We start from the raw sequence: 21,908 nt of genomic DNA, 5'->3' as shown, positions 1-21,908 counted from the left end.
CGCAAGCGATATGGACGGCCGGGGTTTTAAGCACAAGCGTATTTTTCACAAGTTGGTTTACAGCAATAACAATTTAACAAAATTAAATTTACAACAAATAGTGTATTTCAATTAAATCATTTTCCGTTTGCCCGCTAAAGTCGTTAATAATTCATTACTAGCGAGCGTGCAAGATGATAAGCAACATTAAAGCTGATAATTATTCCCTCCGAAGCTTTGAGAAGCATGAGCCTGCTGCATCGCCCACCTCGTCGTCCACTGACACGGTGAATATGAATGTCTCACGCTCAAGCAGCAGGGACACAGCGGGCGGCACGACCTACTCGCAACGCAATCATTACCTGCATATGAAGTTGCAAAACGATTTGAAAAAATCGGGCGCACCAGCATTGCAACTGAACTTGCCCAAAGGTTCTTTGATCGCATCCTGGAATGGCTATCTGAAAGAGCAGGCTGCGGGAAATCCTGTCAAGGCAACTGGCACAGCAACATCTTCTCAGCGCAGCTCAGAGTCGCTGAATGACATATTCAAGCAAGGCATGCAGGAAGGACGCAGTCACTCTCCTGCCGATTCATTCACCAACTCGCAACACAAAGCAGATACAGACAAGCTGACACCCAATCCTGAGCAAAAAAACAGTTCTGAAAGCAAGCGACCTGCCAGCAGCAATTCCATGCAACAGCAATTGCTCTCCCAGCTCAAGAACAAGGAGCATGCCCCTACATCAAGCACACAAAAAGCCCAGGCTGTTCCGGGACCTGTAATTGATCCTGTGACAGGTGCAATCAACAGAGAAAACCTGGCAAAAACAGTGCGCACCCTGATACAGGAATTACCGCCAGTACCGGCCAGCCCGCTGGATTTACGCGAAAAAAGAAGAGCAAAGATAGTTGAGCAGCTTCATAGTGTCCTGGCTTTGGCCACCAGCAAAAATGGCTTGCCCGAAGATGAGCTGGGTTTAAAAATTCGCGAGAGCTTTTCACAAGCGTCAAGCGATTCAAGAAAGCTGGCGCGCAATCTGGCAGGCTCAACCATACAGCGCCCCCTGTTCAAGCCTGAGCCTGAACTGGCATTGACTTATAGCTGCATGGGTGCCCTGCTCACTGAATTGAAGCGCATACATCTGACTGCAGCAGCCCCGGCTATTTTGGACAAATACGCGGCGGCAGAAGCTAAAAACATGGAAAACGCCGCACCGACAATAGATAAAGGTATTCCTGGTGCCAGTCTGGTGGTATCAAAAAGCATAGGTGCCAAGCATTCCTTCTTTGGCCTTGGTAATCTCGGTGGCAACCTGCAAAAAACCAATGTCCTGAGCATTGATGAAGATGGTGATGCCAATTACTGGGAAATGCTGGGCGGACAAATCAAAGGTGGTTACGGCAATAAAATAAATGGCTGGGGTTACGATGCCAGCGGCAAGGTGAAAGCAGAATTTGGCACAAAATTCTTTGAAACAGCAAGCGCCGCCGAGATGGCAAAGCTGATCGCAAACATGCATGCGAACCAGTTACTGAGCCAGGGTTCGGCTGGACAAAGCGCTGAAGCACTGACCAAGGTCAAAGAAACTTACAATAAAATTGCCAAATTCGTGGTTGGCAGGCGCTATGAGAGTGACGCCACAGAACCAACTTATCTGAATGATGCCAAGCTCGGCAAAGGCTACAACACGGCAAAGCTGATGCATATCGCCGACGCGGCAGACGCCATGCTGGGACAAAAAAGGATAGCTGCATTGTTTGCAGCAGCCTACCCCAGTGCGGCGCAACTGGTGAATAAAAACCAGAGTGCCGGGGCTGCCGGGACTACTGATAAATTACGCTCACCCATCAATGCGTCTATCCCTGATTCAGTGGGGTATGCCAACAATAAAACCATGAGACCGGCGATCAATAGTGTGACTGCCACCCTGGCTGCTGATATTGGAAAAAAGCATAATGAGGGCCTATGGTCTGCAGCTAGTGGCAAGTTCGGAGGCGAGCTGACTGTCAAAAATCTGGCGATGCATATCAAAACAGCAGAGCCTGCACATCGCTTGCTGGATCCGGCACATCTGCATGACATGGCACAAACCATGGAAGTCCATCAGCGGCTTGAGAAACTGAATAATCCACGATTGCATTTGTACCACTCCCTGCGCGAAATCATGGAACAGGTTACACCTGGTGCTACGAATAAATTACCGTCAGAAGCCCAGCATTTTTATGGCAACACTGGTCAGGTTCCCAAACAATTCAGAACCACCATTACTACTCCAGATGTTGAGAAATTGGCCGGATTGACATCTGCACTTGAAGAAGTGCACAAGATGTATGGCAACTATCTTGAAAATGCCAATCTTGTGTTAGCCAAGCCGGACCGTTTCCTGCCACCTGCATTAAGAGATGAATTCCAGGCGAAAAGAGAAAAAGCTTACGATGCAATCAATACTGAAATCTGGCAAGGTAAAAATCCGCAAGGCGTGCAAAATGCATTGAAAGATCCAGAGAAATTTGTCGCTGAAAGCTATGATGGAATTTCCCTGGTACTGGCATCTGCCGGTACGCACCTGAGCTTGCTCAAGAGAGAAATCGCCAGGGAAGAGGCAAGTAATCCAATCACAGATCCAGCTGTGAGAGAACAAAAAATTGCAGTGATTAAAACGGCTGATCATGAGTACGCAAAATTACGTGAACTCATGGATAGCACCATGCTGCCTATTAAGCATGAGACCTTGTCAGAGCATATGCTGCTGAAAGAACGTGCGCTTTGGCAAAGACAGGACTACTCGGCAAAGCTGACGGGGTCTGGTGGTTCAAATTTCAATGTCTTAGATACCCTGCCTGCACAAACCGGCCAGACAAAAGAAGATGGCGCACATAATCCCAGCTTCACGACACAGGTCGGGAATATGTCCATCTCGGTTGAAGCGAGGGTACAAAATGCTTCTTCGCAAATCAATTCCGGGCGGTTGGGACAATTCATCGTCCTGACGATCAGCGCAAATGCAGGCCAGCCGATCACAGGCAAGCTGGCAGAAAAGGGGCTGATGCTGGCATTGGAGAAAATGTATCCCGGCACATCATCCCAGGATTTAAGGTCCATGACAGACGAAGCCTGCCAGCAATTGCGTAGTGTGCAAGGGGTAGTCGCAGATCAGGGAGCCGGTGCATCCATAGAATTGAAGCTGCACAGAATGCCGGAGGTAGGATCCAGAACGCGCTTTGAAATGCAGCGTATCCGTGGTCTGGCAAATACCGATAGCGGCATGAGCATTTCCGTCCCATTGATTGTGACCAAGGCAGGTGTGACTTCTTTAAGCCTGAGCAACAAAGATTCGACCACCTCGGTAGTGAATGAAATTATTGGCCCGGACCTGAGTTATCTGATGTTGCGTTTCTCTGACCTGAAACAAATGCTGGACCTTGGGAAGAAAGATGATGCATCGCTGTCAGAGATGTTTGGCGCGAATCCCCGGATAAAGAACCAGTATTTCAGCAACCCGGATTTATTCATCAAACTGATCGAAAAGCATCAGGAATATCAGTCAATCAGCAAGGCTGGATATGATATTTCCACCATGACCATGCCCAATGAATTCTTTTGGTATTTTGAGCAGGAGCCTTATAAACGTGCGGCGACGATGGCAAACGAAGTGGCGCATTTTGCACCGGGGTCAAGCAAGGACAATAGCGACCCTTTTGCCAGGCCACCTGAAAATCTGCTGACCCAGATACGCAGCATGCAACTGCCTGACGGCGTCGATTGGGAAAAGGAAAAAGCGGCAATCAGTCAATTGTCTTCTGTAGAACAACGTCTGGCTTATTTTGAGAGCCCCAATGGACGTCATATATTCAATCATTTCGTCAACATCATTGATGTCACCAAGCAGGTAAATAGTGCGGCTATGGTACATGCAGAACACCGCAGGGATGGCTTCAGCATCAAGACACCTCACGCTGAAATAGCAAAAGAGGTGACTGACACGATCACGCGCATGGATGCAAGGCGCTCAAGCGAGAAAGGTCTGTTTGGCGCGTTAAAGTCAGCTGTCGCAGATATCAAACGGCCTGAGAGAAAGACCCTGCGCGAACTTAAGCCCGTCGAGCTTGAGATCATTTCAAAGAATATGACAGTCTCTGACCGCATCAGGGTTGAGGCATTCAAGGAACTGGCTAAGCGCTCTGCCCTGATCAAGGCTACTCCATTGGAAAAAAAATCGGATGTGCAGGGCTCATTTAAGACTGGTGAAAAAACCAGCGAAGCCAGCAAGAGCATTTCCAGTTTACAGAAAAGCTTTATTAATGGCACCCAGCAGGTAAAAACTGAAAAGAATGCCAGCACTAGCGAATCTTTGAAATCCCCATTTGATGCAAAAGGGGCGACGATAGCAGCGAAGAAAATCACTGAGATGCAGGGAACTGCGTTCGACAATCCGGGTAATGATACCGACAAACTGGTCGCTGGCAGTATTTTACCGACACCCAGGTCACAGGCAGGTACAGCATCAGACAACAGAGCCACGCAGGCAATCGCTGAAGAACGCGAGCGCATGGCAAAACTGATGCCCAAAGTCGAAGGCTGGATGAAGGCCAGGAATATAGCGATAGTACCAAATAACGGGGATAGCCTGAATTGCCTGATCATTTCTTTACTGCAGCATGCCACCAAGGACTACACCTCACAACATACAGAGATGGCGACAAAATTACGCACTGCGTTACAGCAAAAATTTCCTGAAGTAGGTAGCCAGATGCTGTATTCAGACGACGTGCCTTTCCGGGCACTGGTGAACCATATTAATAAAAAATTTGATGTCAGTATGAATGTATTGATTGTCCAACCGCATGAAAGTGGCACACCGGTTGTATTACCCACCAATCAGACAGGGAAAAACGATGTCGTTATCATTCAAAAAGCTGCGCATTATGAAGCTGTCACCATGGCATCTGGCGCAAACCTGCAAAGCAAATCTGATCTTTTGAATATCCCCAGTGTGCCCAGCTCCAGATTAAGCCAGATATCTGACAGATTGACGGCAAAGACTGATCCGACACGAAAACTTTAATCTACAAGGAACGCATTTCATTGCAAAAAATGCGTTCCCATCAATGAGCTGAGTCAAAAAAGCCGGATTTATTTTTTTGGCTCGGCAATAACATTCCCTTCAAGCCCGGCTTTTTTGCCGGGCCCACCTTCTACCAGCACTGTCACTTGCGCTGGCCCTTCGACGGCGGGCAAGTCCACGCTTAGATCACCTGTGCCTACAGAAGTTTTAGCTCCCAGCAATTTGCCATTCAACCATACCTCGGCCTTGCCGTTGATGCGTGAGAAAAGCAGGCGAGCTTTACCGCTAGCCAGTTTTTTATCCAGTGTGAAATTACTGCGGAACAGGTGAAAGTGATTCGCCTTGCTATTAATCTCACTGGCATCAACTTCCAGCATGGGTGGCTGCCCCCAGCTCCAGGTATTCATGTCATTATCTGCCAATACCTGGTTCGGATCAGGTCGCGTAGCATATGCTGGTGAGATACGCCAGTTTTGCAGATACAGCGTGGGAGCATCGCTGACTGCGACAAAAGGAATGCCCGCAGTTTTATGTACAGGTATGCGCACACTGGCTGCTGTCAGACCAGGTGCGGTAGCGGTAACCAGCAGCTCGCCACTGCTGTCAAAATGACTTTGCACGATGAGTTGTGCCAGGCCGTTAAACAATTTGCGTGTCTTGCCTTTTTCATCTTCATGCGAATTCGGGTCACCATTACCATGACCTATGGATTGCCCCGCGCCGGAGACTTCAAAACTGACCTCGCTGTTATCGACAGGGAGGGCACGACCCTGTGCATCCAGCGCGCGCACGGTAATGGGCATGGCGTCACGACCATCACCTGCCAGTGATGCACGGTCAGGTAAAAGTTCCAATGCAACGGCCTTGCCCGTGGTTTCTACGTTGATGCGTACTACTTCCCTGCCGCCCTTGTAGCCCAGTGCTTCCAGCTTGCCGGGTTCATACGCGACCTGGAAAGTATTCATGCGGTAAGGATCGACTTGCTGCTCACCCAGCTCGCGGCCATTCAGCATGAGTTTGACGCGCTCTACATTGGCCATGACCATGACGCGAATTTCCTTGCCTTCCTTTCCTTGCCAGTTCCAGTGGGGTGCAATGTGGATCAGCGGTCTGTCCTTGATCCACTGTACCTGATGCATGTAGTAAGCTGTCTTGGGAAAACCATTCATATCCATGATGCCGAATACTGAACTCACTGAGGGCCACTCATGCGGCGTTGGCTCACCACGGTAATCAAAGCCAGTCCAGACAAAACCACCTGCCACATAGGGGCGGCTGTCTATGGCCTGCCAGGCATCACGGTGGCTATTACCCCATTTGGCAAAGTCATCATCATAACTGGCGACGATATTCCTGCTTTTATCGGTCGTAAATTCACCGCGTGTCATGAAGGCAGAGGTATCTTCTGCGCTGGTGAATGGCTTGTCGGGATTGGCCTTGTGATAGCGGTCATAGTCAGGCACCTGGTAATTGGCACCCAGTACGTCGACGGCATGTGAGACATTCAATGCAGTAAAAAAGCCACCATTCATCGCTGCAGTGACCGGGCGTGTATCATCCAGCGACTTGACTGCCGCTGTCATGCGGCGTGCCATTTCATAACCGACTTCTGTGCCCTGCACCGGTTCTTCATTAAACACTGACCACAGGATCACGCCAGGGTGGTGGCGATCACGCCGCACCATCCATTCAAGTTGCTTCATATACTCTGGAGAGGGATTGAAATTGCGGTTTTCATCCATCACCAGAAAGCCCATGCGGTCTACCATGTCCAGCACTTCAGGTGCCGGAGCATTGTGGGAAAAGCGTATGGCATTCACACCCAGTTCTTTCAGGCGACGCAGGCGGTATTCCCAGATGGAATCTGGCACGGCCACGCCGACACCGGCATGATCCTGATGCAGGCATACCCCCTGCAATTTCACATGCTGATCATTGAGGAAAAAACCTTGCCGGGCATCAAAGCGTATGCTGCGAAAGCCGGTTTTGAGGTTCACCTCATCGATTGCCTTGTCATCTTGTAGCACCACTGTTTTAACACGATACAGTGCTGGTTTATCCAGCGTCCAGCGCTGTGGCTGATTGATGGTTACTGGCAATTTGGCGATAGCCTGGCCAAGCACAGGCACACTGACAGACTGTATCTTGCTGGCGACCACCTTATCATCGGAACTAAGCACCGTGACTTCGACCTTGACATTGGCCACCTGCTTGCCGCTGTTGTCCAGCGTCACTGCTACCGGGATTTGCCATTGCCTGTCATTGATTTTTTTTGGTGTAGCATGCACACCGTCAGTCATGATGTGGACAGGATCAGATTTGAGTAACCATGCGTGGCGGTAAATGCCTGCGCCTTCATACCACCAGCCTTCCATTTGCTCTGCATCGACACGAATGGCGATGGTATTGCTGGCATCGCCATAGCGCAGATAGGGAGTGATATCGATATTGCTAGCATTGTAGCCAGACCAGTTGCGGTGCACGATATTGCCATTCACCCAGATGCTGGCATGGGTGGCAATGCCGTCAAACTGCAGTTCAAAATAGCGGCCACGCTCACTTTCATCCACCCGCAGATAACGGCGATACCAGGAAATGCCACGTGGCCTGTAGCCTTGCGAGATATTCGCTTTGGGATCGAAAGGACCTTCTACCGCCCAGTCATGCGGCAAGTCCAGCTTGCGCCAGCCACTGTCATTGTATTTTGTACCTGCCGCCCCCTGGGCGTTACCTGCCTTGGCATTACCATAGGTAGCACTATGGCCGACAATCTCCGGCATGGGGATATCACCCTGATGGAATAACCAGCCTCTGTCCAGCGACAGACGTTCACGCCCTGGTTCAGCAAAGGCTGGAGTCGCCGATAAAAGTGAGATCAGCATCAGGGAGCTGATGACACACAGCCGCCATCCCTGCCTGAGTGATTTGATGATAGTTAGCATATACCCGCACCCTTGATTAGTGCCGGATATTTTATGAGAGTATGCTTACCGCCGACGCCAGTCTGAGAAAGAATCAAGACATTGACTGATCTTCCATCAAAGTTCAGTTCTGATAAGCTTACAAATCACCACCACGCTGTGCAGCCGCTGGCAAGGTGAACCAGAACACGGTACGCACGCCGGGCTCAGATTCAAAGCCTATGCTGCCACCCATGGTTTCCACCAGATTCTTGGTGATATTCAAGCCCAGGCCAGCACCACCCAGATTCTTTTCGCCATGCTCTTCTGCCTGGGCGAATTTGCCAAAAATACGGGGGCGGAATTCTACCGGGATGCCAGCACCATGGTCTTCAACTTCTATCTTGAAAATATCATCGTGGTACTTGAGACGGATTTCTATTTGCTCATGTGCAGGAGAATACTTTGCGGCATTCGACAAAAGGTTGGCAAACACTTGCATGATGCGGTCCGTGTCACCCATGACCCAGGCGGACTTGGGATACTCAGTCAAAGAAAAGGAAGTCTGACGTTCTTGCGCATAGCTAGTATTTGCCTCGATAGCCTGCAGTGCCAGGGCAGTCAGGTCAACACGCTGGATTTCAAAACGCATGTTGCCAGAAGTAATTTTCTCCATATCGAGAATATCATTGACGAGGCCAGTCAGGCGCTTGCTGTTATTGTGGGCTATGCGCACCAGTTGGAGGGCTTTGGGTGAGAGTTCTGTCAACGTGCCGGATTCCAGCAAACCCAAGGCACCGCGTATGGATGTAATCGGAGTGCGCAATTCATGGCTGACGGTGGAAATGAAGGCAGCCTTCATATTGTCCATCTGCTTGCGCTGGGTGATGTCGCGCGCAATCGTTGACGCACCAATGACACTTTGTCCGCCATCATGTACTGGCGACATGGCGACGGAGAGCTGGATTTTTTCACCATTCTTGCGCAAGCCGGTGACTTCGAAGTGGCTGATGCGTTCGCCTTTGATGATGCTGTCCAGGCGTGCAGAACTGGCGATGACATCACCATCTGCATAGAGCAGTCTGGAAGACCGGTCCAGCACTTCGTCGGCACGATAGCCAAACAGCTTTTCTGCACCGGCATTCCAGCTGCTAATGATGCCGTCCAGCGATTCACCCATAATGGCATCTTCAGAGCTGTCGATGATCGCCGATAGCTGCGACAGCTTGGCTGCCGCTTGCAATTGCTTTTCAAATTGCCTGACGATGACCCGACCAAAAATGATCAAAATGATGATCAGGACGCCATTACCGATTACTTGCACGATGGCACTGGAACGCCAGCCCTGCAGCACTTCTTCCCTGGACAGAGCAGCAACGGCAATCAGCGGAAATTGTTCGAGACGGCTATAACCAACAATACGCTCTATACGATCAAGCTTGGAAGTGGAAGAGAATGTACCAGAATTGTTGGCAGCAATTTGTTCGCGAAAGATGGGGCTGTTAATGTATTTCTTGCCCAGGGCTCCGACAATCAGCGGCCTGCGCAATACCAGGGTGCCATCATCTGCCAGCATGGCAATGGAACCTTTTTTACCCAGATTGATGCTGTTGAAATATTTAAGCAGAAAATCAACATCGATGTGCGCCAGCACCATGCCGGTGTAATCACCATTTTTTTGATTCAGGCGGCGTGACATCAAAAAAACCCAACTGCCGTCCTGTATCACTTTGGCTGACTTGCTGATATACCAGCCAGTTTCTGTGTGAGTTTGATGATAGGTGAGATTATCGCGCTCCAGTTCGCTGATCTGGGTAAAGCCTGCGCTGCTTGATGCCATGACTTTGCCATCAGCACCTATCATAGTCATGAGTTTTAACTGTGGCAGCTTATCCATCTCACGCTTCAGGGATAGGGTCAGTTTGTCGCGCTGCTGCAGATAGCTGGCATCCTGCTCCAGCCTGTCCATGACAGAAATGATGGCAACATCAACTGCCTTGAGCGTATCACCAGAGTGCTGCGCCATCGCCTGTGCCAGATTCCCTGCGGCCACATCGCCGGCGCGCATCGCCATGTCATGGGTTTTCCACATCTGCCAGATGCTATTCCCTATCAAGACTATGCATACCAGAGCAATGAACATGTACATGGCTAACTTGATGGATGTTCGCTTTACTGGCATTAAGGTATTCATTCAAGATTGATAGAAAAGGAAATCTGGCCTGTGGGCAATATCATGACGCAGGCATATTGTAAGTTGTCTGCCTTGAATAGGCGAATGAATCGCCTGCCATGCTTGCAGCAGGGAAATAAAGTATCAGCTCACGTGCCTGCAATTGCTTCCACATTTAAAAACATTTAAGGAATATGTAAAAACTTCTTTGCCAAGCAACTATAATTCCATTATTATCGAAATATAGAATTAATTATAGGCCGCCAAAGAAAAGACGATGGAAACAAAAAAAGCACTATTAGCCCTGGCTGCCCTGGCACAAGAATCACGTCTGGCCCTGTTCCGCCTGCTGGTACAGGTTGGTCCTGCCGGGCTGGCGGCCAGCAAGATCAGTGAGCAACTGGGCATCCCTCCTTCGTCCCTGTCTTTCCATTTGAAAGAGTTATCACACGCTGATCTGGTGCAATCGCGCCAGGTAGGACGCTTTGTCATTTACTCTGCCAACATGGACACAATGAACCAGATGCTGGGCTTTTTGACTGAGAACTGCTGTGGCGGTAATCCATGCTCGCCAGTAGGCATACAAACATGTGTGGCAACTGAATAACTTATCTGCACTCTGCATCAGAATTTTTATGAACTCAGTACCAAGGCCGGACAAAATGAAACTCGCATGCACATATTTGAAGGTGAACTTGTCATGACAATGGCACGGCGTCTGGTTTCTGAAGGCTTGGGTACGGCGTTCCTTCTGGCCGTGGTGGTAGGTTCCGGCATCATGGCTGAACGGCTGGCAGGCGGCAATGCCGCTATCGCCTTGCTGGCAAATGCAATTGCCACTGGTACGGGCCTGGTCGCCCTGATCCTGATGTTTGGCAGCATATCTGGTGCGCATTTCAATCCTGCCGTCACACTGTCAGAAGCTTTCCAGAAGAATATGCCAGGCAAGGAAGTGCTGCCTTATATTCTGGCGCAAGTGCTGGGCGCTTTTGCCGGTGTCGCTGCTGCACATGGCATGTTTGAGAACCCGCTGTTCTTTGCATCTGAGCATGTGCGTACCGGCATGGCGCAGTGGTGGAGTGAATTTCTGGCGACCTTTGGTTTGATCGCCGTCATCATCAGTTGTACCCGCAGCCGTCCTGCGGTCACACCCTTTGCAGTGGCAGCATATATCACTGCTGCTTACTGGTTCACATCATCAACATCTTTTGCCAACCCGGCAGTAAGCCTGGCGCGCGCTGCCAGCAATACTTTTGCGGGAATACGTCCGGCAGATGCGCCAGGTTTCATTATTGCCCAGTTACTGGGAGCTGCTGTAGCAACGGCTGTATTTTGCTGGCTGTACCCACTGAAACAAAAAGACTCTGCAAGCAATTGATTTTTTTCTGGATAGCGATATGACGATTACCATTTATCACAACCCTGATTGCGGCACATCACGCAACACTCTGGCCCTGATACGCAACAGCGGTATCGAACCGGAAGTGATTGAATACCTGAAGCAACCGCCTGGTAAAACCAAATTGCAAGAATTGATCGCAGCGATGAACATGCCGGTACGCGAACTCTTACGCAAAAAAGGCACTCCTTATGAAGAACTAGGTCTGGATGACAGCAAATGGACCGATGATGAACTCATCAACTTCATGGTCGCACATCCGATACTGATGAACCGTCCTGTGGTAGTCACACCCCTTGGTACCAGGCTATGCCGCCCGTCAGAAGCAGTGCTGGATCTTCTGCCCTCACCACAGCTGGCTGAATTCATCAAGGAAGATGGCGAGCAAGTCATTGATGCGGAGGGCAAGCGTGTTCACAGCAAATGACTTACCCAGCCTGCAACCGGACTTGTTCAGACTACCGGAAGCCGAACAATTATTTGCACCTGAGCGTTCCAGCCATGTGCCGCGCATCCTACTACTGTACGGCTCTTTGCGCGAGCGTTCGTACAGCAAATTGCTGACGCAGGAAGCGGCCCGCCTACTACAGGCCATGGGTGCTGAAACCCGCATCTTTGATCCGCATGGATTGCCATTGCCGGATGAAGTACCTGACAGCCACCCCAAGGTACAGGAATTGCGTGAACTGGCCCAGTGGGCAGAGGGCATGGTCTGGACTTCGCCCGAACGCCACGGCGCAATGACGGGCATCATGAAGGCGCAGATAGACTGGATACCCTTGTCCGTTGGTGCAGTGCGCCCTACTCAGGGCAAGACATTGGCAGTAATGGAGGTATCTGGCGGTTCGCAATCATTTAATGCCGTCAATCAAATGCGGATACTGGGTCGGTGGATGCGCATGATCACGATACCGAATCAATCATCGGTGGCAAAAGCTTTTCTGGAATTTGATGAAGCTGGCCGCATGAAGCCATCTTCTTACTATGATCGCGTAGTTGACGTGATGGAAGAATTGATGAAGTTCACCCTGCTGACACGCGATGTCGCTCCTTATCTGGTGGATAGATATAGCGAACGCAAGGAAACCGCAGAGGAATTGACCAGACGGGTGAACCAAAGAGCCATTTAATCGTTAAGCATCATTTGCATCGATGCGGGAAAAACCAGATTGACGGTGCTACCGTGCGAAGTAAATTCCAGGTCCAGCTTGCCACCCAATTGCCTGGCTCTGGCTTGCATGGAAAGCACACCATTGCCAGCCCCTTTCCTGTCCGCAGGCAAGCACATGTCATCCACTTTGCCATTGTCGATAATGCGCAATTGCATTTGTTTTTCAGTATGGTCGTAGGCACTCCAGAATACGACTTCTGTTGCACGGCTATGCTTCATGATGTTGGTCATGGCTTCCTGCAATATCCGGTACAAATGCGATACCGCAGGTGCATCCAGAAGGATTTGGCCTTGATACATTTCTATATTCCAGAATATCGATATACCTGTACGTTTTTAAAAGGGTTCTAACCTTTCCCGGAAATTTTCAAGAGGTGTAGCGACATTCCAGAAGAAGTGCTGGCACATCCCATGCCTCGTCCAATTTCAGACTCCGCTTCTTTTGAATTTCATGATAGCCGATACGAGCCTGCACCATACCAATATTTTCCAGATCCTGGCAATTGCCCCCTGATGATAATGAGCGACTCACAATTTCCACCTCAGAGATTAATACGCGATATTTAATGTTTATTTTTATAATATTTCACTTAAGAAATATCAAGTCTCATACCTGCTATCACTCATTATTTTGACAGTGTGGTCATCAAGGGCGAGTTGTCCTGATGTTAGCGTTAAATCAGGGCTCAGGTGAAAGCATAAATAGAATCAGCCTATATGGAAAAGCGAGGGGATGAAAAAGCTTTTTCATGCTCAGCCCGTCTAAGTATTAAGTTTCCATCAAAATAAGATAGTAATAAATTGTTACGCATTTCACCCTTGACAAATATTAATAATAAATTAACCTTGAACTATTGACATGCAAATAAAGTAATAAGTATATGCAATAAATTCTCTCGCCTGCAAATCCCCTTCCTGAAGCATTCTTTTGAGTTATTGAGCCAGTGTCCAGCAAGCTCAAGGTGGGTTGTTGTCGCCGTTTTTTTGCACACTTATTTTTGCACGATAGTTCAGGTTTGCTTTAACACCCTGGTTTTGTTTTATCTGCGTCATCTTGCTGTAACAGAGGCGCATGTTGTGGCTGCATGGCAGGGGTCTGGCTTCTGTCTGCTGAGTTTTTATTGTTATCCAAAATTTTCTGAATCCGCAATCAGGCATCTGAAAAGCCCGATGCCTGGCCTGCGTTTCAGTTTCAACCAAATGGAGAACTGTGATGGCGAAAGACAAGTATTTTGTAGAAGTATTGGCTGCCGATCCGGCGAATATTCCCGAGGTGGTGTTACTCAATGGCTTTGTGGGTAATTCTGCACTTGAAGGCTATACGCGCCTGTATCTGAACGCGGTACTGAATGAATATTATGAAATCCCCAGCGAGGCAATTTTGCACACGGCCACAGCATCCGCCAACAGCAATAATCCACTGGAAACAGCCTATGTCTGGGTCAAGGCCGACGCCGAGCTGATTCGCAAAGGCAAGAGCGTGGCAGACACCAAGATGAGCTTTTTCAGCGGCCCCATACAAAGCGGGCAAGCAGCTACCGCTGCAGCCAATGCAGCCCAGGCTGCGGTTGCCAGTGGGCCTACAGGTGTCCTGAACTGCACGCAAGCCCCGGCTGTTTGCGGCAATACCGCATGGCAGGGTTGCCCGGATAAACCCAATTGAAATATTCGTGATGTGAAGGGTCGCTGATTTAACGGGCCTTTTTCTCATGCGAATGTGTGAAGAATGGCGCTAGCATTGCCTCGTCCTGAGGCAGGAAATGTTGCCATTAGTTTGTTCCCTTGTTGTCCCTATCGTTCATGAAATGTAGTGCCACTCTTAGGAGAGTTTGCTATGTCCACTCAATTACCGATTTGCCATATACAGACATTACCACCGCAATGCCTGCCTCATACTTTACCGGTCATTTGTCATCCAACACAACCGCCACAATGCCTGCCACATACTTTGCCGGTCATCTGCCATGTGACGCAACCACCGCAATGTTTCCCTCAAACATTGCCAGCCGTTTGTCACCTGACACAACCACAGCAGTGCTTCCCGCATACCAGCCCTGTGATATGCCATATCGTCACCCACAATAACCCGCTGTGCGGCATACAATGCCAGGCTGGTACGCATATTCCAGTGACCACAACCATCAACACGACCATAGTGCAAACCCAACCACCAGTATTTAATGGTGGCGTGGCTGCACCAGCACAAGCACAAAACTTTGCTGGCGCTGCTGCGCCTGCTCAGCAATTTGCGGCGCAGGCCAATGTGGGCCCGACTGGTGTACAACATTGCACAGCGGCTCCCCAATTTTGCGGTAACACTGCGTGGCAGCCTTGCCCACCTCTTGGTCCAACCGGCGTCCAGCATTGCACTGCCGCTCCACAATTTTGCGGTAACACTGCATGGCAGGGTTGCGCGCCACCACAAGCACAGCAGGCACAACAGGCTTTCTATCCAACTACAAATCCTACTGCCAGCACCCATTGCTTCATTTGCCCACCATTCACCATTGAGGCGCAGCAAGCGGCACCTCAACAAGCACAGGCAATGAATCCAACGAATGCTACACATTGCTTCGTTTGCCCTCCTCCTACACTGGAGGCACAACAACAGCAACAAGTCGGCCAGACTGGCGTTCACTTTTGCACGGCCGCGCCGCAATTTTGTGGTCATACCGCGTGGCATGGTTGCCAGCCACCGCTGTCGGCACCACCACATTGCCCAACCGTTGCTGCCGCTGTTTGCCACACTGCTGCCACGGTTTGCACACAAACGATAGCACCAACTCATCTGCTTGGTTGCACTTGCCTGCCTATGACAGTTGGCCCTGTTATTCCAACTCATAACATGCCGATTTGTGGTCACACTTGCCTGCCTATGACGGTGGGGCCTGTTATTCCTACGCATAACATGCCAATTTGCGGCAATGTCACTGCGCCCGGATTTTGCTAACAGGGAGCAAGTGAACCAAAGCAGCACAAAGTAGTTTGATCAGCCCTGGTAAAAAACGGTCGGGATATATTTCCGGCCGCGGGCTGACTCATTCTTCGCAAACCCCAAGTGCAATTATTTGCACCTGGGGTTTCGGCATGAAAGTGGACTGTAAGTCATTTTTCTTGCTTTAATCTAAGGAGTATCAGGGATGTTTTTAACCGCTTCCAATATGGCCCACTATCTGCTGGCGCGTGGCACGATCCCACCGGCAGTGGTCGTTGATGGTGATTTTATGGTGGTAGAGGCTGGCAGGCGCAATCGCAATTACAAGATCATACGGCGCGATGGTTCTGGCCTGTTCGTCAAGCAGATCAAGGAAATCGAACCGATGGCGATGTCGACCATGCAGCGCGAAGCTGCCTGCTACCGCATGTCGAAAAAAAATGGTTATGAAGCATTGGCAGGACTCATGCCCAGCTTTGTTGATCATGATGCAGCACGCCATTGCCTGACTATCAGTCTCTTGCCTGGCGGTGAAAACCTGACGGAATTTCATGCGCGCAAAAAAACATTCCCGGCCGAGATAGGCAAGTTGCTGGGAGCTGCGTTGGGCAGCTATCACCAGACCCTGCGTGGCAAAACTTTGCAGACAGAAGACTTGAGCAGCTTCCCGCGCATGGTGCCATGGATTTTAAGTTTTCATCAAAACAGCATGCAGGCAGGTAATACCCTGAGTGGTGGTGTGCAGCAGCTTGGAGCCCTGATCAGGCAATACCCTGATCTGCAACAAAACCTGGCGCGGCTGGCACAAGGCTGGCGCTACGACAGCATTATCCATGGTGATATGAAATGGGATAACTGCGTGGTGTATCCGGGTCCTGGTGGTGAAATAGCGATTCGCATCATAGATTGGGAACTGGTTGACTACGGCGATGCCAGCTGGGATACAGGTGCAGTGCTGCAAGCCTATCTGACCTCATGGATTTATTCCATGCCGCTATATCATGATTTCAATCCTACCAGCTTTGTTGACAAAGCCATTTACCCGCTGGAAGGGATGTATCCATCCATCCATGCCTTCTGGCGCAGCTATGTACAAACGGCGGGTATCGACAAATCCCAGGCGTATGCCTACCTGCTGCGCTGCATAGAATATGGTGCTGCCCGCATGGTGCAGACTGTTTTTGAATCACTCTACTACTCGCCCGTCATGACCAATCATGCGGCGACCTTATTGCAAGTCAGTCAGAATATTTTACGCAATCCACGCCAGGCTGCATCTGCCCTGTACGGATTTAGCGGGGAGCTGCCATCATGAGTGATGAATGCATGAACAATACAGCCATGATCGAAGAATTGAAAGGCATCTACGCAGCCTTGCAGATCCACAACCAGAATAGCTATGCATTTGGCAGTAGCGCAGCAATTCCTGTCGTCACGGCCACTGGTCAGACTAATCCTGCGCAAGACCTGATCGCCGCCATCAATAGCAGCCTGTATGGCATGTATTATGTACGTGATACTGTGGGTGAACCGATACAAGCTTCACAAAGCCTGGTACCCAACCTGAGCCAGGCCAACCAGACGCCAGACCGCTGGGATCCTGGCTGGAAAATTTATCAGCAAAGCCCCGACGGCCGCGTCATGATACAAAAAGGTGAACGCAGCCGTACTGCAGTCGTGGGTGAATATGCCGCCAACAAATGGCCGGGTATGGCACCTGTAGCGGGCGAGCTGGTTAACTTACGCGTCTATCCGGGTACTGCCGATATGCAGCAAGGGTTTTACTATGCCTTTGGCAGCAATCTGTCTGACCAGTTTGACGACTATGAACTCATCCGTTTTTACTTCAATGTACCAGCCAGTGCAGCGGCAGAATTGCTATATGGCCTGACGACGCAACTCAACCGCTATGCACTGCCCTTCCGCTATAAAACACTGGTTGACGCCAGCGCCTACCGGCGTGCAGATGCAGCCGTGCTGTATATCGCCAAACGCCATTACCCCATGGTGGCAGCACTGGTACAGGATTTGCATGCAAGCCTGGGCAGCAAACTACGCCCCCTCACGCCCATGTTCTGCAAAACCCTGATTGATGGCATAGGCGTGGCAGAAGAGCCAGGCACAGGTGAGAGCTTCGGCATGCATAGGTGCAGGCTGGTAGCCGAAGGTATGGTCGATGCGTGGCTGGCTGGCTCACAAAGCGTGGATGCGCGCGCAGATGCTGTACAAAAACGCTTCGCCGCGAATGGCATCGATATGCGTACCCCCTACCTGAATCGCAATTCAGTCAATTTATTTGAAACACCGGTATTTAACGGAGGCTTGCAACTATGAATGCACCTATAGACGGACCTATAAGCGCAGCAATAAATTCGTACAAGGAAGTCTATCTTGAGGTGGCTGACCGTATAGGCCGCAGCTTATGCCGTGATGCCGTCTGGGATGGCGCACGTTGCAACTGGCTGGGCTGGTCGATGGAAGCCGTGAATCAAGCCTGGGTGCCAGCTTACCGTTCCTTTGCCAGTGACCTGTATGGTGGTACCAGTGGCATCGCATTGTTCCTCGCGGAGTTGTACCAGTTCAGTGGAGACAAACAGCAAAAGCGGGTGCTGGAAGGTGCATTGAACCAGGCCCTGTCGCTGTCTGACAAAATGCAGGGCGCAGCACGTAGTGGTTTTTATGCAGGCAGCAGCGGCTTTGCCTATGTGCTGGTACGGATAGGCACATTGTTGAAGAACGAAGCCCTGGTAGCACGTGGCCTGCGCGAAATGGCCAGCCTCACAGAACAGGCACCCGATGCGATGTTCATTGACGTCATAGGCGGCAGTGCTGGTGCCATACCTGCCATGCTGAAACTGGGGCTGGAACACCAGCGCCCTGACTTCATCGCGCTGGCGCAAACTCATGGTGATTATTTGCTGGCACATGCGAGCAAAAGCGACGCAGGCTGGTCATGGGAAACCATGCACGTACCAGGACAAAAACATCTGACCGGGCACTCGCATGGCGTGGCGGGCATCGTCACTGCCTTGCTGGAACTGTATCGCGCCACGGGTGAAAAGCGTTACCTGGACGGGGCGAATGAAGGCTTGCGGTATGAGCGTGGCCTGTTCAGCGCCCAGCATAATAACTGGCCAGACTTACGCATCATGGATGCCAGCCAGGCTGATGCTCCGCCAGTCTATAACATGGCATGGTGTCATGGCGCACCCGGCATAGGTTTGTCACGCCTGCGCAATGTGGCCTTGATGCCGGATGATGCCATGCTCATGCAGGAATTGAATGCCGCCATACAAACCACCGCCAGTTCGCTGATGCCTGCCTGGGTACATGGCGTCGGTAATTTTTCACTATGCCATGGCGCATGCGGCAATGCTGAATTGATGATCATGGCGGGACAATATCTGAAACGCCCTGACCTGACCCAGGTCGCAGAAAAAATAGGGCAGGAAGGCTGGCAGCATTACGGCCAGTCCGACATGCCCTGGCCTTGCGGGGTGGCTGGTACGGGTGAAACGCCTAACCTGATGCTGGGGACGGCAGGGATAGGGCACTTTTATTTGCGCCTATATAATCCAGAGGCTGTGCCTTCGGTGTTGATTGTGACGCCGCCGGAGAAGGTGGTGAGTTGAGGTGTCACAATGATTGAGTTCGTAGGTTGGGCTGCGGTTTACCAACCCAACACTCGGCGTTTAAATAACGTATACGTTTGTTTAAGCCAAGTGTTGGGCTGATGAAGCGTAGCCCAACCTACGAGATAAACTGCCGTTTGTCTTTTTAGACCTTAAAACAAGCGACTGTAATAAGCCACTTGTGCTTTCAAACGCGCAATTTCAGCCTGGTCACCGCGTGTCACTGCATCTTGTATGGATACGCCATACAAAGCCTGTGGCGGCAAGCCCTTGGCTTTCATCGCAGCTTCCAGTGATGGCAAGAGACGCTCTATTTCTGATGCTGCAGCCAGGTAATCGAGTGCCTGATCGCGGATGGCAACGATCTTGCCGAGATCACCACTTGCAATAGCTTCATGGATGGGTACGCCGTACAAGGCGGCCATGGGTGCGGCGTGAGTTGGGGAAACCATATCTACTCCTTCAAGAAATGCAGACAGTTAATCGACAATGAGCGGGCCATGAGTAAGCAATGAATGCGATCAGTTAACTGCCTTGCGGATTAAGTAAAATATACTTCGACACCAAAACTATCCCGGCAAAAAAACAATGCCGGGCTTTGATCATCAGGCTGTGCTGGTCAGCACATGCAAACGATCAAGTACGCTCTTGAGTTCTGTCATGACGGCTTGCCGTCTGGCTTCTTCAATAGCATATTTTTGTGCTGCTGCGGCGACATCGGCATGACAGTGCGGGCACTCGGTTTCATCTGGCCAGATATATTCATTGCAGCCGCGGCACAGGTCCAGTTCAGGTAAAGGATTACTGCTGGTGCGTTCTGCTACCCTTGGTGCTGGCGCAGGTTCTTCTGGCAGCACTTGCCTTCCTGGAATCGCTTCTTCATACAATTCAAACCTGCCTATGGCAAAAGGCTTGTCAGGCGCTGGTGCCACTTTGCGGATTTTTTCATGTATACCGCGTTTCTCCAGCTTCAGTGCGCGGTAGTGGCAATAGGGATTATTGCCTGGCTTGCCGAACAGGGAATCTGAAGTCCAGGTGCAGCCACCACGGCAAACATCGGCGTAGTAGCAGGTCCGGCAATGGCCCCACAGCGAATCGATATTGCGCATGCGGCCAAAGTGCAGGGCTTCAGACGTGTTCCACAATTCTGCCACGGCAGTGTCACGGACATTGCCGCCACCATAGGTTTCCGTCGCCAGTGATGGGCAGCCCTTGATGGTGCCATCGGCTTCCAGGCCGATGACATTCTGGCCTGCAGCACAACCTGTCCAGTGCAGGGTTTCATCCCCCAGGCCACGCCAGTGATGCTCGAAGGGGCCGAAGTAACCGAGGTTGTTGCCAAAGGTCAGCAGCAAGCCGCGCTGCTGGCCTTCATGGTAAAGACGGTTCAACAAGGGCATGAGTTCCAGCACACGGTGTGGTTGCAACAAGAGGTGATCATTTTCTACCGCATTGCCCATGGCGACTGTGATTTGCAGTTGCCAGTGAGTGGCGCCGGCTTCGATGATGCGGTTGAACAGAGGCTCCAGTTGATCTATGGTCTCTGCCCCTATCTGGGTATTACAACTGACACCCAGGCCCAGGGACTTGGCGGTTTCCATGGCACGCAGGGCATCATTCCAGGAACCGACCACACCACGCACCCTGTCGTGATAATCTTTCATGCCATCGATGGACACGCCTATGCCAAACAAACCAGCCTGCTTGCCTGCTTCCAGCCTGGCAGTATTGAGGTTGCGGGCACCAGTTTGCATGCCTACCCGTATGCCGTGACCAGCGATACGCTCCACCATTTGCAGCCAGTCCTTGCGCAAGAAGGCTTCGCCACCTATCAAAGTGATTTCACGCGTGCCCAGAGCGGCTAGTTGATCAATCACGGAGAAGGCTTCTTCGGTGGAGAGTTCGCCCACTCTGCGCTTGCCTGCACGTGAACCGCAGTGGCTGCATTTCAAATTGCAGGCGAGAGTGATTTCCCACACGACGTGCACAGGGGTATGACCGTTGAGGTCTGACAAGGTGCGCGCCCTGGCAGGTTGGGAAGCTTGAGAAGCTTGAGATAAGAGAGGAGTTTGTTCCATACTTGGCTCCGGTGGCAAACGCCAGCAAGCTGGCATTTGCGATAAAGAGGTGACTGCTTATTTACCGGCGTTGAGTTGTGCCAGCAAACTTTGCGCGAGTTCTTTCAGGCGATCCACTTCGGCCTGATCACCGCGCGCCTGCGCGTCCTGAATTGCGACGCCGTAAGGTGTGACAGGATGAAATGCGGCGGCAGTATTGCTGACCCCTCCGAGCAGATTGCTGTAGGAAGCCAGTTCGGATTTAATGCGGGCAATTTCAACCTGATCGCCACGGGCGACGGCATCTTGTATCGTGACGGCATACAAAGGGCGGATAATACCGCCCTTGCTTTTGATCGCGCTTTCCAGCTCAGGCAAAAGACGGGCAACATCAGCCGCGGCTGCCAGGTGGCTAAACGCGGCATCACGTGCAGCGCTCATTTTTGCTGCATCGCCACTAGCAATTGCATCGCTCATTGCCACTGCATACAGAGGGATAAAACCGCCATAAGATTCTTTACTGGTAGTCATAAAATTACTCCTTGAGGTGAGTACGGGTTATGAAACTGGGGTGGGTATCTATGAAATTCTGG

16 protein-coding genes are annotated in these 21,908 nt (G+C 50.8%); 10 read left to right on the top strand and 6 right to left on the bottom strand.

The window, feature by feature from the left end; genetic code table 11:
• Nucleotides 1–173: 173 nt before the first annotated feature.
• The gene (locus AC07OI_RS11240) at nucleotides 174–5,048 is read left to right on the top strand and encodes a hypothetical protein (RefSeq protein ID WP_495257274.1); all 4,875 of its coding nucleotides are present in this window, start codon (nucleotides 174–176) and stop codon (nucleotides 5,046–5,048) included.
• 68 nt (nucleotides 5,049–5,116) lie between these two features.
• Here the strand turns inward: AC07OI_RS11240 and galA are convergent, their stop codons facing one another.
• Entirely contained in the window at nucleotides 5,117–7,990 is a 2,874-nt protein-coding gene (gene galA / locus AC07OI_RS11235) for a beta-galactosidase GalA (RefSeq protein ID WP_495257273.1), read from the bottom strand.
• A gap of 118 nt (nucleotides 7,991–8,108) precedes the next feature.
• On the bottom strand, nucleotides 8,109–10,130 hold the full coding sequence (locus AC07OI_RS11230; RefSeq protein ID WP_495257272.1) for an ATP-binding protein: 2,022 nt from the start codon (nucleotides 10,128–10,130) through the stop codon (nucleotides 8,109–8,111).
• Nucleotides 10,131–10,398: 268 nt separating this feature from the next.
• Here AC07OI_RS11230 and AC07OI_RS11225 point away from each other — a divergent pair, with 268 nt between their 5' ends.
• The 4 genes from AC07OI_RS11225 (at nucleotide 10,399) to arsH (ending at nucleotide 12,650) form a co-directional block, all read left to right on the top strand.
• A complete protein-coding gene (locus AC07OI_RS11225) occupies nucleotides 10,399–10,728 on the top strand; it encodes an ArsR/SmtB family transcription factor (RefSeq protein WP_492702265.1) in 330 nt (109 codons plus the stop codon).
• Nucleotides 10,729–10,794: 66 nt separating this feature from the next.
• Nucleotides 10,795–11,499 carry an MIP/aquaporin family protein gene (locus tag AC07OI_RS11220; protein WP_495257271.1) on the top strand — a complete coding sequence of 235 codons (705 nt, stop codon included), beginning with the start codon at nucleotides 10,795–10,797 and terminating at the stop codon, nucleotides 11,497–11,499.
• A gap of 19 nt (nucleotides 11,500–11,518) precedes the next feature.
• Entirely contained in the window at nucleotides 11,519–11,947 is a 429-nt protein-coding gene (gene arsC / locus AC07OI_RS11215) for an arsenate reductase (glutaredoxin) (protein ID WP_495257270.1), read from the top strand.
• A complete protein-coding gene (arsH, locus tag AC07OI_RS11210) occupies nucleotides 11,916–12,650 on the top strand; it encodes an arsenical resistance protein ArsH (RefSeq protein WP_495257269.1) in 735 nt (244 codons plus the stop codon). The genes arsC and arsH overlap by 32 nt, the downstream gene beginning before the upstream one ends.
• On the opposite strand, the gene AC07OI_RS11205 is transcribed toward arsH, so the two are convergent.
• Entirely contained in the window at nucleotides 12,647–12,991 is a 345-nt protein-coding gene (locus tag AC07OI_RS11205) for a sensor histidine kinase (protein WP_492702273.1), read from the bottom strand. The genes arsH and AC07OI_RS11205 overlap by 4 nt on opposite strands.
• A gap of 913 nt (nucleotides 12,992–13,904) precedes the next feature.
• Between AC07OI_RS11205 and AC07OI_RS11200 the strand changes: the two genes are divergently transcribed.
• From AC07OI_RS11200 to AC07OI_RS11180, 5 genes are all read left to right on the top strand, one after another.
• On the top strand, nucleotides 13,905–14,354 hold the full coding sequence (locus AC07OI_RS11200) for a hypothetical protein (protein ID WP_492702275.1): 450 nt from the start codon (nucleotides 13,905–13,907) through the stop codon (nucleotides 14,352–14,354).
• Between the two features lie 171 nt (nucleotides 14,355–14,525).
• Nucleotides 14,526–15,641: a hypothetical protein gene (locus AC07OI_RS11195; protein ID WP_492702277.1), complete on the top strand. Its 1,116-nt coding sequence runs from the start codon at nucleotides 14,526–14,528 to the stop codon at nucleotides 15,639–15,641.
• A gap of 190 nt (nucleotides 15,642–15,831) precedes the next feature.
• Nucleotides 15,832–16,941: a phosphotransferase family protein gene (locus AC07OI_RS11190; protein WP_495257268.1), complete on the top strand. Its 1,110-nt coding sequence runs from the start codon at nucleotides 15,832–15,834 to the stop codon at nucleotides 16,939–16,941.
• Nucleotides 16,938–17,960, top strand: a complete 1,023-nt coding sequence (locus tag AC07OI_RS11185; RefSeq protein WP_495257267.1) for a T3SS effector HopA1 family protein — start codon at nucleotides 16,938–16,940, stop codon at nucleotides 17,958–17,960. Before AC07OI_RS11190 ends, AC07OI_RS11185 begins: the two co-directional genes overlap by 4 nt.
• Nucleotides 17,957–19,258, top strand: a complete 1,302-nt coding sequence (locus tag AC07OI_RS11180) for a lanthionine synthetase LanC family protein (protein ID WP_495257266.1) — start codon at nucleotides 17,957–17,959, stop codon at nucleotides 19,256–19,258. The genes AC07OI_RS11185 and AC07OI_RS11180 overlap by 4 nt, the downstream gene beginning before the upstream one ends.
• 152 nt (nucleotides 19,259–19,410) lie before the next feature.
• Here AC07OI_RS11180 and AC07OI_RS11175 read toward each other — a convergent pair whose 3' ends face one another.
• From AC07OI_RS11175 to AC07OI_RS11165, 3 genes are all read right to left on the bottom strand, one after another.
• Nucleotides 19,411–19,710, bottom strand: coding sequence for a DUF1843 domain-containing protein (locus AC07OI_RS11175; RefSeq protein ID WP_492702285.1), 300 nt, complete (start codon nucleotides 19,708–19,710; stop codon nucleotides 19,411–19,413).
• A gap of 153 nt (nucleotides 19,711–19,863) precedes the next feature.
• Nucleotides 19,864–21,336: a GDL motif peptide-associated radical SAM/SPASM maturase gene (locus tag AC07OI_RS11170; RefSeq protein WP_492702287.1), complete on the bottom strand. Its 1,473-nt coding sequence runs from the start codon at nucleotides 21,334–21,336 to the stop codon at nucleotides 19,864–19,866.
• Between the two features lie 57 nt (nucleotides 21,337–21,393).
• Entirely contained in the window at nucleotides 21,394–21,846 is a 453-nt protein-coding gene (locus AC07OI_RS11165; RefSeq protein ID WP_492702289.1) for a DUF1843 domain-containing protein, read from the bottom strand.
• Nucleotides 21,847–21,908 lie beyond the last annotated feature (62 nt).

This window comes from Undibacterium sp. GW821-FHT07F11 (assembly GCF_059418665.1).
Note: the sequence above shows the minus strand (reverse complement) of the source record. Positions and strands in the feature narration are given on the sequence as shown.